Source organism: Streptomyces sp. NPDC030296, from assembly GCF_055572815.1.
In genome coordinates, this window is sequence record NZ_JBVICQ010000009.1 from 114,123 (window position 1) to 126,897 (window position 12,775).

Genomic DNA, 12,775 nt, shown 5'->3' on the forward strand with positions numbered 1-12,775 from the left:
CACCGACATCACGTCACGTGAGACGACATCTACCCTTGCCCGGTGCGGCCGACCTGGCGGCCTGCTCGATCTGCGCGCAGTACGCCGCACGGGCTTCCTCGTCGATCTGCGTCTCGTGTTCGGCGCGCAATCCGGTCCGGCCGTCGAGGCCCTCGCGGAGGATGTCGGCGTGCCCGGCGTGCCGGACGGACTCGGCGAGGACATGGACCATGACGGCGAACAGGTTCGTGTTGGGACGGGGCTGCGGCCACCACGGCACATGGCCGGGGGCGTCGAGGCGAAGCCCGTTGATCGTCGCGTCCGAGTGTGCCCACGTACGCCGGTAGAACCCGATGATCTGATCGCGGCTCTCGTCCTCGGTCGCCCACAGATCGCTGCCGTCGTGGTCCTGCCACCGGGGCAGCGGCTCCGGGGAAGGACGGTCGAAGACCTCGCCGAAGTATCTGGCCTCGACGGTGGCCACGTGCTTGACGAGGCCGAGGAGGTTGGTCCCGGTCGCCGTCAGAGGCCGGCGGGCGTCGTAATCGGACAAGCCGTCGAGTTTCCAGAGCAGCGCCTCGCGGTCCCGCCGTAGTCTCCCGTGCAGGTCGCGTTTGGCGAAGTCATCGATCATGCGGCATGAGCCTGCCATGGGGCGTTCGTGCTCTCAAGATCCAGTACGTGGTCCGCAACGGCAGGCAGAGGGCCTGGCCATCTTCAGGGGCGACGGGGGTAGGTTCATGGACATGCCGGTGGGATACATGGCGACGGCCACGATCTTCGCCTGGTGCACGTTCTTCGCCGTTGTCGCGCCACGTCGGCCTCGACCACTGGGGACCCTGAGTTTCTGGCGCGGCCTCGGCCTCAACGAGTTGCCCTTCGTGGGCATCTATGTCCTGGTGGCCTCCACCGCCCTGGCCGCCGCCCAGGGCGATCTGGACTCCCCGGCCGCCAGAGTGACAGCGACGGTGGCCGCCGTCGCCGTCGTCGGCCTCGCTGTCTCCGCCTGGCAGGGTCTGCGCACGGATCAGGTGGTCGGCCGGGCACTTGAACAGGGCCTCGGGGCCGACTGGCGGGATCGTGTGCACGCACCGCTGCGCCGCCACCGGCCCTGGACTCGCATCCTGCTGCTGCCGGGCCTGATGCGGCGGCGTGACGTGCGGCGGATCCCCGACATCCCCTACGGCGACGCCGGGCGCCGTAACCTCCTCGACGTCTACCGTCGCCGCGACGCGCCGAGGAACGCGCCGGTCCTGATCTACTTCCACGGCGGCGGGTTCACCAGCGGAGCGAAGAACCGCGAGGCTCGGCCCCTGCTCCACCGGCTCGCCGGCCAGGGGTGGGTGTGCATCAGCGCCAACTACCGACTGCGGCCCCGGACGACGTTCCCCGGCCATCAGATCGACGCCAAGAAGGTCATCGCCTGGGTCCGCGAGCATGCCCCCCGAGTACGGCGCCGATCCGTCGAGGCTGTTCGTGGCGGGCAGCTCCGCCGGCGCCAACCTGGCCGCCCTGTGTGCCCTCACGCCCAACCACCCGGAGTTCCAGCCCGGCTTCGAGTCGGCCGACACCTCGGTCACCGCGGCGATCGGCCTCTACGGCTACTACGGCCACTTCTTCGGCGAGCGACCCAGTGAAACGCCGTCCCCGAACCAGCCGTACGCGTACCTCAACCCGGGTTCGCCACCGTTCCTCATCGCCCACGGCACCAAGGACGCGCTGGCGACCGTGGAGGGCGCCCGGCACTTCGTCGCCCAGCTGCGCCGGGTCTCGGATCGCGCCGTGGTCTATGCCGAACTGCCCGGTGGACAGCACTCGTTCGACCTGTTCCACTCCCCGCGCTTCGAGGCCGTCGTGGACGGCGTCGAGGCCTTCGCCGCCTGGGTCCTGGCTGCTCCGGAGCGCGCGCCTGACTCAATCCGGTAGGTCCCCGCTGTCTGCCGGGTCGGCCACGGCGGTGAGCAGGGTGCGGAGGTCGAGGACGCGGTAGCCACGTGCGGTGATCGCGTCGAGGATCCGCGGCAGGGCTTGTGCGTCGATCACCTCGGCGCGGCCGTCGGACGTACCGACGTGCATCTGGATGATCGCCCCTGGACGCAGGGCGTCCAGCGCCCGGCCCACCGCGAGGTCCACGGTCATGCCGCCTTCGGTGCCCTTCCACCCATTGGTGTCGGCGGTGTATTCGATGTCCGCGAAACCCAGGCCGTTGACCTCGTCGATCTGGGCAGCGCTGGTCTCGCTGTAGGGAAACCGGAAGAACGGCGTCAGGGACTGTCCTGCCCCGGCCGCGCGCAGGGCCTGATCCGCTGCCTGCACCTCGCGGCGTCGTCCGGCTGTGGTCAGGTCCTTGAAGTAGGGATGGCTGTAGGAGTGGTTGCCCAACCCGTGCCCTGCGACCGCCACCCTCCTGACCACCTCGGGGTGGCGGTCGGCGAAAGCGCCGGTCAGGAAGAACGTGGCAGGCGTGCGCCGACGGGCGAGGTCGTCGAGAACGCTGTCGAGGCCGGCGTCGTTCCAGGCCGCGTTGAAGGTCACCGCGACCACCCGCTCAGAGGTACGGATCACGCGGTTCTCCGACCCGAACAGCGCCCGCAGACCGTCTGCGGTCGCCCCCGGACGCGTCGAAGCAGCTCTCGCCGCCCCGGTCAGCGGCCCGGACACCACCCCCCAAGCCCCGGCGAGCAGCCCGGCAGTCATCAGACGGCGGGAGACCTTACGGCGTGCAGCGAGAGAGCGCGTTTCCATGCCACCGTCATCGGCCGACCGATACCCGTCCTTGAGCGTGTACCGGGAAAGCCTCCATGTCTTGACGGCAACAGCCCTCAGGCATCCGCGAACCAGGGGCGGCCCTGGGCCCAGTGGCTCACCCAGCCCGTGAAGCCGGGCACGCCGGGCATCAGGGCCTCGGGTGACTGGGGGCCGAAGGGGATCGCGCCCTCGCCCGCGATCTGCCAGATGTGACCGCGCTGCGGTCCGGTGACGATCAAGTGCCAGTACATGCCGCAGCCGTCGGTGCCCAGCAGTAGCGAGCCGTGATCGAACACGGGGTCCAGCCGGGCCTCGAGCTCTGGCTCCGACAGCGTCTCCTCGTCACCCTCGTCCTCCCACAGCCATGCCGCCGACAGCGGGAAGGGCTCGGCAAGACGGCGCTCAGGGCGATTCAAGCCCCAGTCCGAAGGTATGTCCGCGAGGGGCAGCAGACCGTAGTAGGGCGGTCCGGCGCGCAGCCCGTCGCAGATCTCCGCCACGAACGTCCGGTACGGCTCCGGGAGGAGGATGCCGTGCTCCGCCTCGAAGGACCGCACCGCCTCCCAGTCGGCCGGCGGCGCCGCGTCGGGTTGGGACGCGAAGATCTCGCGGAGGGTGACCAACTCGGCTGGATCGCAGGTCTCGGTGTTCACACGGATCATCATGCAAGATCCGAAGCTGCCGCTCTGGACGGCGAAGCCCGTGTGCCGCTCCAGGCATCGAGGCGCAGGTCCCGGACGTACCAGTCGAGCCGCGTCCCGTCCTCATCCTGTGTGTGCTTGCTGGGGATGAAGCCGGACCGGCGGGCGACCGCGGCGGAAGCGGCGTTCTCCGGCTCCACCCGGATCACGGCCTCCCTCCCTCCCTCGGCCGCGGCGTACCCCGAGATGAGGAGCACCGCGCGGGTGGCCAGGCCGCGCCGTCTCCAGGACGGGTAGAGGCCGTAGGCGACATTGACCTGACCGGGAGCCAGGCCCGCCATGGTGAAGCGCAGGTCGATCGTCCCGGCCAGGACCTCATCGGTGCCCACCCGGATGCCGAAGGCGCGCAGCGGGCCGGAGGCCTCCCACTGCTCCTGGCAATGCCGTAGGTACGCGTCGACGCCCTCGCGTGTGCTGCGACCGCCGCTCAGCCAGCGAACCAACTCCTCGTCTTCACCGGCGAGATGGGTCTCCGCATCGTCCGGTCGCAGCGGGGACAGGGTGACGATCCCGTCGAACAGCTTCACTGCACGCATCCGGTGATTCTTGACGCTTCGACTGCGGCGCGCCATCGGATTCCGGGCGACCTCGGGGTGGATCCCGCTGGGCGGCTGGCCCAAGGCGGAGCCCTCGCCTCGTACCGGGGAGTACTCCCCGTTTCAAGTGCTAAGGTCGGCCGGGTAAACGGGGACAGCTCCCCGTTCTGTGCCCTGCGGGTGAGGTGTCCGCAGGCGTCGAGGGGGAGGGGAGTCATGTCCAGCACCGCACTCGTGCTCGGCGGTGGCGGGCCGGTGGGCGGAGCCTGGATGGTGGGCGTGCTCGCCGGGCTCAGTGAGGCCGGGGTCGATCTCGGGAGCGCCGATGTGGTCATCGGCACGTCCGCCGGCGCCGTCTTCGGTTCCCGGCTCCGGTCCGGCGTCCCGGCCATGGATCTCTACGAGCGTCAACTCTCCGGGGCCGACGCGGTCCGGCTGCCGGTGACGGCCCGCCAGACCGCGACCTACCTCTGGGCGGCGCTCCGCTCCCGTGACCCCCAGCGATCCGTCGAACGCCTCGGCCGGGCGGCACTCCGTGCCCGGACCGGCCCGGAGTCGGACGTCTTCGACACGGTCCGCCCGCTCCTGGGTGACGTACGCGACTGGCCCGAACGGGAGCTGCGCATCGCCGCGGTCGACGCGCGGAACGGGCGGACCGAGGTGTTCGACTCGACGTCCGGGGTCACACTCCTCGAAGCGGTCGCGGCGAGCTGCGCCGTACCCGTCGTGTGGCCGCCGGTCACCGTTGCCGGCCGGCGCTGGATGGACGGCGGCAGCCGTTCGACCGCCAACCTCCAACTCGCCCGCGGGTGCCGCCGGGTACTGGCGGTCGTACCCGTCCCACGGGCGGTCGGACCGCATCCGAGCGCCACGCAGCAGTCCGCCGAACTCTCCGCCAACGGGGCGCGTGTCGTCCTGCTCACCCCGGACAGTGCCGCGCGTCGCGCGATGGGCCGCGATCTGGCGGACGACACACACCGGCCCGCCGCGGCCCGAGCGGGCCACGCCCAGGCCGGCGCGCTGGCCCCCGCGGTCGTCGAGGTCTGGCAGCAGTGACGTGCCTCAAGGCGCACATGGCATGCCCGCAGCCGACTTCGGGGACGATGCCACGGTCGTCGGCGCGCGCACAGTCGACTTCAGGGCATCGACTTCGGGGACCACGCCACCGCCGCTCCTTCCCGGGCCACGGGGCCGCCCCGCAACCGAGGCGTCCCGCGTCGAGCCGCCCGGCAATCGAGGCCGCAAGAGCCGCCCGGCTCCCGGCCGCCGCCTGCGGGCCCCGCCCCCCGGGCCGTAGACCGCCCCCCTCAGCCCTCCAGCCGTCGCAGACGTTCCGCGTCGCAGGTGCGTGGGCAGGTGGAGCAGGCCTCGGTCGGGCGGATCGTGTAGTAGAGGCAGCAGCCCCTGCGCGTGCGGGTCGGGTGCTCGTGGCCGTCGGCCGTGCGCAGTACGCGGAAGTCCGCGCCGCCCGGGAAGGGCGCGCGGGCGGCGGGCAGCACCTCCGACGCGGCCCTGACCCCGGCGGCCTCGTCGCCGCGTATGCGCCCGAGGTACCAGAGCCCGGAGACCAGGTCGTCGGAGACCATGCCCCACAGAGCCCGCGATCCCCGGCGTACATACGGCCCGAACGCGTCCAGCACCGGCCCCATGTGGTCCGCCACGGCCGCCCGCAACTCGGCCCGCAGAGCCTCCTGGTGCCTGACCGTTCGCGCGCCTTCGAGCACCGCCGCGGGGTCGTCCGGCAGACAGACGAGGTCGCGTCCGGGGCGAATCTCGTACGTGCCCGACGCGACGTCCACCCGGATGTCGTCGGGAGCGATGCGCGGCACCCGTCGCTCCAGGTACCAGACACCGCTCATCAGCAGGGCGACCGACCACACGTAGTCATGGAGGGCCCGGGAGGCGGCGACATGACGGGGCGCGGTGTGGTCGTAGCGGCTCCGGATCCGCGCGGCCTCGGCCTCGACGAACGCCTCCAGCCCTTCCCGACCGTCCGTCAACACCACGGCGCCCGTGGTCATTACGGGTGACGGTGCCGTGGGGCCTCGGCCCGGTTCCCCGACCCGTACGGACAGCACCTCGCACATCTCGTCAAGGCGGCGGTAGGCGGCGGCGAGGAGACCCGCGACGCCCGTCGGGGTGGAGGGGAGGAGACCCGTGACCTGTGTGGGCGTGGCGGCGGGGAGGCCCGCGGCGTGCGGGGGAGCGGCGGCCCGGGGGAGCGCCAGGGAGGCCATGGTCATCGGCAACTCCAGAGCGTGAGGGAGTTTGGTGAGGCAAGGAGGTAAGCCTTACCTTAGCTGCAAGATCAAGTGCTGATGGCCAAGTGGGGTGCGGATCGTGAATCGCGGGGCTGACCAGACCGCCTCCGCGGCCCTCTTCGTCGCCGGCCCGCCCCGTCCGACCCCTCACCTGCCAGCGGAAGCCGTGCACCGTCCCATGCGTCTGTACCTCCTCGCCCTGAACCCCACCGACTCCGTCACCGAGGGTTTCCTGCCCACCGCCGCCCGGCTCGGTCCGGACGTCACGATCCTCACCGACCAGCCGGACGCCCATCGCGCCGTGTACCCGGAGCACCCCGGTGTCGAGGTCCTCCCGTGCGACGTACGCGACTTCCGCGCCGTCATCACCCGCATCTCCACCCACCACCGGCCGGCCGCGGTCTTCACCAACAGCGACCACCTCCAGACCCAGGCCGCCCTCGCCGCGCAGTACTTCGGGCTGCCGGGCAAGGACTGGCGGGCCACCCTGCGCTGCAAGGACAAGGGCGAGATGCGCCGCCGGCTCGCCGCCGCCGGGGCGGACACCGTATGGTCCGCCGAGATCGCCGAACCGGCCGACCTGACCGGCCCGCCGGTCGCCGACGCGCCGTACCCCTGCGTCCTCAAGCCCCGCGAGGGCGTCGCCAGCGAGGACGTCGTGCTCGTCGAGAACCCCGCCGACCTCGTCGCCCACGGCAAGGAGATCCTCGCCCGCCGCACCGGCGCCCCCCTGGTCGTCGAGGAGTATCTGCCGGGTGAGCTGTACACCCTGGAGACCCTCGGAGACGGTCGCGTCCGGCACGTCCTCGGCGGCTTCCACACCGAGGTCTCACCGCCGCCGTACTTCATCGAGGAGCGGATGACCTTCGTCCCGGCCCACCCGGAGCCGGTCCTCGCGCAGGTTCTCGCCCAACTCGACGCGCTGGGCGTCGGCTTCGGCGCCTGCCACACCGAGTTCGTCGTCCATGAGGGCCGGGCGCGCGTCATCGAGGTCAACTACCGGGCCATCGGCGACCAGTGCGACCTGCTCCTCGCCGAACTGCTCGACCTGCCCCTCTTCGAGCACATCCTGCGCACCCACCTCGGCGAGCCACTCCCCGCCGACCTGGAGCCACGACGCGACGGCGCCGCCCGCCTGGAGTACCCGTGCGCCGACCGGGCCGGAACCCTCGTCGCGGCACCGGAGCCGACCGAACTCCACGTCGCCGGAGTGAATCTGACGTACCGTCCGCTGCGCCGCGTCGGCGAGCGGCATGAGCTGTACCGGACCAACCGCGACTACCTGGGTGTGCTCCGCGCGACCGGCACCGGTCAGGAGGCCGTCGATCAAGCGGTGGCGGAGTTCGTCGCCGCCCACAGATGGGAGATCCAGCCGTGACCTCCACCGCCGCAGCCGCCGCCGAGATGGCAGCCCTCACCGCAGCCACCGAGACCGCAGCCCTCACCGAAGCCGCCGCCCCGGAAGCCGTCGACCCCGCCGTCCAGGCAGCGCACGACTCCACCGCCCCGGGGACCTTCGACCCCGCCGCCCCCCACGCCCTCGCCTCCGCCGACCCCGCCGAGGCCGCCCTCCTCTTCCGCGTGCTCAGCGCCCTGCTGCGCGAGAACGTCGTCGGGCTGCGGGAGAACAGCACCCTTGTCGAGCGGCCGGACGGCCCCTGGCTGCGTCTGCCCGTCGGCGACGACGCCCTGCTGCTCCCCGTCACCGAGGACGGCTTCCAGCAGGTGTACGCCGCCCGGCTGCCGCTGCTCCTCCGGGAGTCGGACGGCACCGTGTACCCGACCTGCGCGAGTGCCCTCGCCCAACTGCGCGCCCTGGCCGACCCCGTCGACCACGACGGCTTCGACGCCTTCGCCGAGGAGTGCCGTCAGACCCTCGTCGCGATGAGGCTGCACGACGACACCGCCAAGGAGGTCGCCGACGGGCTCGCCGAGCTGTACGGCACCGACCTCGCCGAATGGACGGGGCTGCGCGGCCAGCTGGCGTACGAGACCCTCGCCGCCCGGCTCGACCACCCCGTCTACCCGACCGCACGCGGCCGCACCGGCCTCGACGAGCGGCAACTCCTGCTCTACGCACCGGAGTTCCACCCCGAGTTCCGACTCCAGTGGCTCGCCCTGCCCCGCGAGTCGGTCACCGTCGCCGGGCAGCTCCCGGACGGATGGCCCACCCCCTCCGCCCTCGGTCTCGCCGACCTCGACCGCACCCATGTCGCCCTGCCCGTCCACCCGTCGACCGTCGGCGCGCCCCTCGACGCCGCGCTGCGCGAGACCGGACTCGCGGGCCGGGCCGTCCTCGCCGACTGGCCGTACCTCGACGTCGTCCCCACCCTGTCGATGCGCACGGTCGCCCCGACCGCCGCTCCCTCCCTGCACCTCAAACTCCCGCTGGCCACCTCGACCCTGGGCCTGCGCAACAAGCGTTCCGTCAAACCCGGCACCCTCGTCGACGGCGCCGCCGGCCAGCGGCTGCTGGAGGCGGTGATCGACCGCGAACCCCGCTTCCGGGGCAGGGTGCTGCACGCCGACGAGACGGTGTACGCGCACGCCGGGCACGAACTGCTGGCCGTCCTGTGCCGCCGCTACCCCGGGGACCTCGACGCCGCCGCCGTCGTCCCGATGGCCGCCCTCCTCGCGGAGGCGCCCGGCGGCGGCCTGGTCGTCGACCACCTCGCCGCACGCCACCACGGCGGTGACGTGACCGCCCTGTTCGACGCGGTGCTCACCCTGCTGTTCGACTGGCAGACGACCCTCTTCGGGTACGGCATAGCGCTGGAGTCCCACCAGCAGAACATCTCCCTGGTGTTCGGCCCCGCCCCCGGTGAACTGCGGCTGCTGCTGAAGGACAACGACGGCCCCCGCGTCAACAGCACCCGGCTGACCGCCACACTCGGCGGCGGCACCTGGGGCTTCGACGACGACCGGACCTTCGCCCCCGGCGACCGGGCTGTGTCCGACGTGTTCACCACGATCACCGTGCACCTCTGCGCGGGCGCCTACGCGTTCGGCCTCGCCCGCCACGGTCGTGCCCCACTCCCGGTGCTGCTCGACCTCGTACGGGACCGGCTCACCGAGGCCGTCGACCGGCTCGGCGGCGACGCGGCCACCGCACTGCGGGAGCGGGTGCTCCACGCCACCGAACTGCCGGTGAAGGCGATGGTGACCGCGGGGACCCTGCTCAGCAAGGAGCGATCGGGTGCCGCCGACATCAACAAGCACTACACGACCGGTCCCAATTACCTTCTCCGCAGCGGAGGTTCGGCGTGAGGGCCGACGCGCGACCGGCTACGCATCCGGCGAAGCGGGCGATGCGCCCGATGTCCGGTCGGGCGATGCGCCCGATATCCGGTCCGGCGATGCACCCGACGCCCCCTCCGGCGACCCGTCCTCCGGCGACGCCTCCCGAAGTCGCCCCCTCGCCGGGCCCTCGGGTGACGGGACCGTCGTCCCGCCCCTCCCCGTGACCCTCTCGCCCCACTCCACCCCCCGCGTACCCGCTGGAGCCCCCGCATGCCTCCGCTGACCGACTCGCTCGGTACCGCTCACCTGCCCACCGCCGACGACGCCACGGCCCACACCCTCCTCAACTGCCTGCTGCGCGAGGTCTCCGGGCCCGAACGCCAGACCGCCGTCAGTGACGGCCACCTCCTGCTGAGACTGCCCCGCCGCGGCCCGCTGCTCCGCGTGGCGCTGCGTCGTACCTCCCTGCTCGGCGCCCACCGCTTCGCCGGCCCGGTGCACGAGCAGACCGCGACCGGCTGGACGGCACTCGACTGGCGCCGTCTCGCCGAGTACATCCACGACGAACTGACCCTGCGCACCGGTGTCCGCAACGACGAGTTCCTGCCCCAGGTCGACTCCAGCCACCGCACTCTCGCCGCCGCGCTCGCCGACCGCGACACCGACCCCCACGGGCGCCCCGACTATCTCGCCTCCGAGCAGTCCCTGCTGTTCGGGCACCGCTTCCACCCCACCCCGAAGGCCCGCACCGGCGACGCCGACGCCTGGCGGTCGTACGCCCCGGAGGCCCGCGCCGTCTTCCCGCTGCGCCGCCTCGCCGTACGCGAGGACCTGATCGCCCAGGAGAGCGCCGAGCCCGGCGCCGGCGCCGTCCTCGACCCGGAACGCGGCGACGTCCCCGAGGGCTACCGGCTGCTGCCCGCGCACCCCTGGCAGTACGAGATGCTCCGCGAGCACCGCCTGCTGCGGGACGCCCTCGGGCGCGGCGACATCCTCGACCTCGGGCCAGGCGGCCCCGAGTACGCGGCCACCGCCTCCGTCCGCACCCTTTTCGACGGCGACGCCTTCCTGAAGTTCAGCCTCAACGTCCGCATCACCAACTGCGTCCGCAGACACGCCCGTTACGAACTCTCCGGCGCTGTTGCCCTCACCCGCGCCCTCGCCCCGGCGACGGCCGACCTGGAGGCCCGCTTCCCCGGCAGCGCGCTGCTCCGCGAACCCGCCTACCGCAGCCTCGCTCTGCCCGGCCCCGACGGCACCCCCGACCGCACCCTGCTCGAAGGGTTCGGCGTGATCGTCCGCGAGGGCCTGTCCCGGAGGCTCCCGCCCGGCACGACCCCGCTGCTCGCGGCCGCCGTCGCCGACGAGTACCCGACCGGCCCGGCCCACATCTCCCGGCTGCTGTCCGGACGCGGCCCCGAGGCCGCGCTCGACTGGTGGCGGGCCTACCTCCGCCTCCTCGTCCCGCCCGTCCTGTCCGCCTTCTTCGACCATGGCGTCGTCCTGGAACCCCACCTCCAGAACGTCCTGATCTGCGTCGACACCGACGGCATGCCGGCCGGGGTCCTCTTCCGCGACCTGGAGGGCACCAAGCTCGTCCCCGACCACCACGCCGAGACCCTCGCCGCCCTCCCGCCCGAGGTCGCCGGCCCGATGACGTACGACGCCCGGCGCGGCTGGGACCGGATCGTGTACTGCCTGCTGGTCAACCATCTCGCCGAGCTGCTCGCCGCCCTCGCCGATCTGCACCCCGAGACCGAGGCCGACCTGTGGGCGGCGGTCCGCGCCGAGCTGCGGGCCCACGCCGACGAGGAAAGCCGTCCGCCGCTGCTCGCCGCCCTGCTGGCCGGGGTGCCGCTGCCCGCCAAGGCCAACCTGCTCACCCGATGGGAACGCAAGGCCGACCGCGAGGCCGGCTATGTCCGCCTGCCCTCGCCCCTCGCCGAGGACGTCCTCCGCTGGAGCACCCGATGACCGCCCCGACCTCCGCCGTACCCGCCCTGACCCCCGCCGTACGCGACCGTGTCCTGTCCCTGAGGCCGACCGAACTCCCCGCCTACGTCTACGACATGACGGCCCTGCGCGAGCACGCCGCCCGGGTACGGTCCGCCCTGCCCGACCGGGTCGAGCTGTACTACGCCGCGAAGGCCAACCCCGAGCCGGAGATCCTCACCGCGCTCGGCCCGTACGTCGACGGCTACGAGGTCTCCTCCGGCGGTGAACTCGTCCATGTCGCCGAGTCCGTTCCCGGCCGGCCGCTCGCCTTCGGCGGGCCCGGAAAGACCCCCGACGAGATCACGACCGCGCTGGAGCGCGGCGTCGAGCGCTTCCACGTGGAGAGCGAGCACGACCTGCGGATGCTCGCCGACCTGTCCCGGCGGGTCGCTGGTGCGCCGGGCCGCCGCGTGGCGGTCCTCCTCCGCTTCAACCTCGCCGTCGCGGACGGCTCCCTCGCGGGCGGCTCCCTCGCGATGGGCGGGCGCCCCACCCCGTTCGGCATCGACCCCACCCGGGCGGCGGACGTCCTGCGCACCCTCACCGACGGAAGCTGCGCCCACCTCGAACTGCGGGGCGTCCACGCACACCTGGCCAGCGGCCTCGACGCCCCCGAGCAACTGTCCGTCGCCCGCTCGATCGTCGACTGGTCGACCGGCCTCGGCGTGCCCCTCGCCGAGGTGAACATCGGCGGCGGCATGGCCGTCGACTACGCCGACCCGGACCGCCGCTTCGACTGGTCGTCGTACGGCGACGGACTCGCCCGCCTCCTCGCCGACCACCCGGGACTGACGCTCCGCATCGAACCCGGGCGCGCCCTGACCGCCTACTGCGGCTGGTACGCCACAGAGGTGCTGGACGTGAAGCCCAGCCACGGCGAGGAGTTCGCCGTGGTGCGCGGCGGCACCCACCATCTGCGCACCCCGGCCACCAAGGGCCACGACCAGCCCTGCTCGGTGCTGCCCGTGGGGGAGTGGCCCCACCCGTGGCCGCGTCCCACGGCCGAAGGGGACCGTGTCACCCTCACCGGCCAGCTCTGCACCCCCAAGGACCTCCTCGCCCGGAACGTCCACGCGCCGGGGCTCCGCGCGGGGGACAGGGTGGCGTTCTCCCTCGCGGGCGCCTACGCCTGGAACATCTCCCACCACGACTTCCTGATGCACCCGCACCCCGGGTTCCACTTCGTGGACTGAGCCGCCCCCTCCGCCCCGGGGCACCGCCTCCACCGCTGCCACGCCCCAACCGTCCGCCCTCCACGACCGTCCCTCCGTGTGTGACCGTTGACAGGCGGGCGGGCCGGGCGCAGACTCAGGAC

The 12,775-nt window shown here is 72.7% G+C and carries 11 protein-coding genes and 1 pseudogene; 7 read left to right on the forward strand and 5 right to left on the reverse strand.

Features of this window, described 5'->3' with window-relative positions; translation table 11 throughout:
* Nucleotides 1-13: 13 nt before the first annotated feature.
* Nucleotides 14-613 carry a DinB family protein gene (locus ACZ4Z3_RS25745; RefSeq protein WP_468503217.1) on the reverse strand — a complete coding sequence of 200 codons (600 nt, stop codon included), beginning with the start codon at nucleotides 611-613 and terminating at the stop codon, nucleotides 14-16.
* 508 nt (nucleotides 614-1,121) lie between these two features.
* Here ACZ4Z3_RS25745 and ACZ4Z3_RS25750 point away from each other — a divergent pair.
* A pseudogene (locus ACZ4Z3_RS25750) lies at nucleotides 1,122-1,364 on the forward strand (alpha/beta hydrolase); the annotation flags it as partial.
* Between the two features lie 52 nt (nucleotides 1,365-1,416).
* Complete coding sequence (locus ACZ4Z3_RS25755) at nucleotides 1,417-1,905, forward strand: alpha/beta hydrolase (protein WP_468503218.1); 489 nt, start codon at nucleotides 1,417-1,419, stop codon at nucleotides 1,903-1,905.
* Here ACZ4Z3_RS25755 and ACZ4Z3_RS25760 read toward each other — a convergent pair.
* The 3 genes from ACZ4Z3_RS25760 to ACZ4Z3_RS25770 all read right to left on the reverse strand — a co-directional run bounded on the left by ACZ4Z3_RS25760 (nucleotide 1,894) and on the right by ACZ4Z3_RS25770 (nucleotide 3,964).
* Nucleotides 1,894-2,676 (reverse strand): polysaccharide deacetylase family protein, encoded by a 783-nt coding sequence (locus ACZ4Z3_RS25760; protein ID WP_468503219.1) that lies wholly within the window; start codon nucleotides 2,674-2,676, stop codon nucleotides 1,894-1,896. The two genes, ACZ4Z3_RS25755 and ACZ4Z3_RS25760, sit on opposite strands and share 12 nt — an antisense overlap.
* A 125-nt stretch (nucleotides 2,677-2,801) precedes the next feature.
* Nucleotides 2,802-3,392 carry an SMI1/KNR4 family protein gene (locus tag ACZ4Z3_RS25765; protein ID WP_468503220.1) on the reverse strand — a complete coding sequence of 197 codons (591 nt, stop codon included), beginning with the start codon at nucleotides 3,390-3,392 and terminating at the stop codon, nucleotides 2,802-2,804.
* Nucleotides 3,389-3,964: a GNAT family N-acetyltransferase gene (locus ACZ4Z3_RS25770; protein ID WP_468503221.1), complete on the reverse strand. Its 576-nt coding sequence runs from the start codon at nucleotides 3,962-3,964 to the stop codon at nucleotides 3,389-3,391. The genes ACZ4Z3_RS25765 and ACZ4Z3_RS25770 overlap by 4 nt, the downstream gene beginning before the upstream one ends.
* Nucleotides 3,965-4,180: 216 nt before the next feature.
* Here ACZ4Z3_RS25770 and ACZ4Z3_RS25775 point away from each other — a divergent pair, with 216 nt between their 5' ends.
* A complete protein-coding gene (locus tag ACZ4Z3_RS25775; protein WP_468503222.1) occupies nucleotides 4,181-5,020 on the forward strand; it encodes a patatin-like phospholipase family protein in 840 nt (279 codons plus the stop codon).
* A 251-nt stretch (nucleotides 5,021-5,271) separates the two neighbouring features.
* On the opposite strand, the gene ACZ4Z3_RS25780 is transcribed toward ACZ4Z3_RS25775, so the two are convergent.
* Complete coding sequence (locus ACZ4Z3_RS25780) at nucleotides 5,272-6,207, reverse strand: (2Fe-2S)-binding protein (protein WP_468503223.1); 936 nt, start codon at nucleotides 6,205-6,207, stop codon at nucleotides 5,272-5,274.
* A 196-nt stretch (nucleotides 6,208-6,403) separates the two neighbouring features.
* On the opposite strand from ACZ4Z3_RS25780, the gene ACZ4Z3_RS25785 reads away from it, so the two are divergent.
* From ACZ4Z3_RS25785 to ACZ4Z3_RS25800, 4 genes are all read left to right on the forward strand, one after another.
* Nucleotides 6,404-7,603, forward strand: coding sequence for an ATP-grasp domain-containing protein (locus tag ACZ4Z3_RS25785; RefSeq protein WP_468503224.1), 1,200 nt, complete (start codon nucleotides 6,404-6,406; stop codon nucleotides 7,601-7,603).
* Nucleotides 7,600-9,492, forward strand: a complete 1,893-nt coding sequence (locus ACZ4Z3_RS25790) for an IucA/IucC family protein (protein WP_468503225.1) — start codon at nucleotides 7,600-7,602, stop codon at nucleotides 9,490-9,492. The genes ACZ4Z3_RS25785 and ACZ4Z3_RS25790 overlap by 4 nt, the downstream gene beginning before the upstream one ends.
* A 243-nt stretch (nucleotides 9,493-9,735) precedes the next feature.
* A complete protein-coding gene (locus ACZ4Z3_RS25795; RefSeq protein ID WP_468503226.1) occupies nucleotides 9,736-11,439 on the forward strand; it encodes an IucA/IucC family protein in 1,704 nt (567 codons plus the stop codon).
* Complete coding sequence (locus ACZ4Z3_RS25800; RefSeq protein WP_468503227.1) at nucleotides 11,436-12,653, forward strand: type III PLP-dependent enzyme; 1,218 nt, start codon at nucleotides 11,436-11,438, stop codon at nucleotides 12,651-12,653. Before ACZ4Z3_RS25795 ends, ACZ4Z3_RS25800 begins: the two co-directional genes overlap by 4 nt.
* Nucleotides 12,654-12,775: the final 122 nt, after the last annotated feature.

Bases quoted from the DNA above. Each gene is read 5' to 3' on its own strand.
- ACZ4Z3_RS25745 (WP_468503217.1), bottom strand. From the start codon at position 613: ATGATCGATGACTTCGCCAAACGCGACCTGCACGGGAGACTACGGCGG.
- ACZ4Z3_RS25800 (WP_468503227.1), top strand. From the start codon at position 11,436: ATGACCGCCCCGACCTCCGCCGTACCCGCCCTGACCCCCGCCGTACGC.
- ACZ4Z3_RS25755 (WP_468503218.1), top strand. From the start codon at position 1,417: ATGCCCCCCGAGTACGGCGCCGATCCGTCGAGGCTGTTCGTGGCGGGC.
- ACZ4Z3_RS25785 (WP_468503224.1), top strand. From the start codon at position 6,404: ATGCGTCTGTACCTCCTCGCCCTGAACCCCACCGACTCCGTCACCGAG.
- ACZ4Z3_RS25770 (WP_468503221.1), bottom strand. From the start codon at position 3,964: ATGCGTGCAGTGAAGCTGTTCGACGGGATCGTCACCCTGTCCCCGCTG.
- ACZ4Z3_RS25765 (WP_468503220.1), bottom strand. From the start codon at position 3,392: ATGATGATCCGTGTGAACACCGAGACCTGCGATCCAGCCGAGTTGGTC.
- ACZ4Z3_RS25775 (WP_468503222.1), top strand. From the start codon at position 4,181: ATGTCCAGCACCGCACTCGTGCTCGGCGGTGGCGGGCCGGTGGGCGGA.
- ACZ4Z3_RS25780 (WP_468503223.1), bottom strand. From the start codon at position 6,207: ATGACCATGGCCTCCCTGGCGCTCCCCCGGGCCGCCGCTCCCCCGCAC.
- ACZ4Z3_RS25795 (WP_468503226.1), top strand. From the start codon at position 9,736: ATGCCTCCGCTGACCGACTCGCTCGGTACCGCTCACCTGCCCACCGCC.
- ACZ4Z3_RS25760 (WP_468503219.1), bottom strand. From the start codon at position 2,676: ATGACTGCCGGGCTGCTCGCCGGGGCTTGGGGGGTGGTGTCCGGGCCG.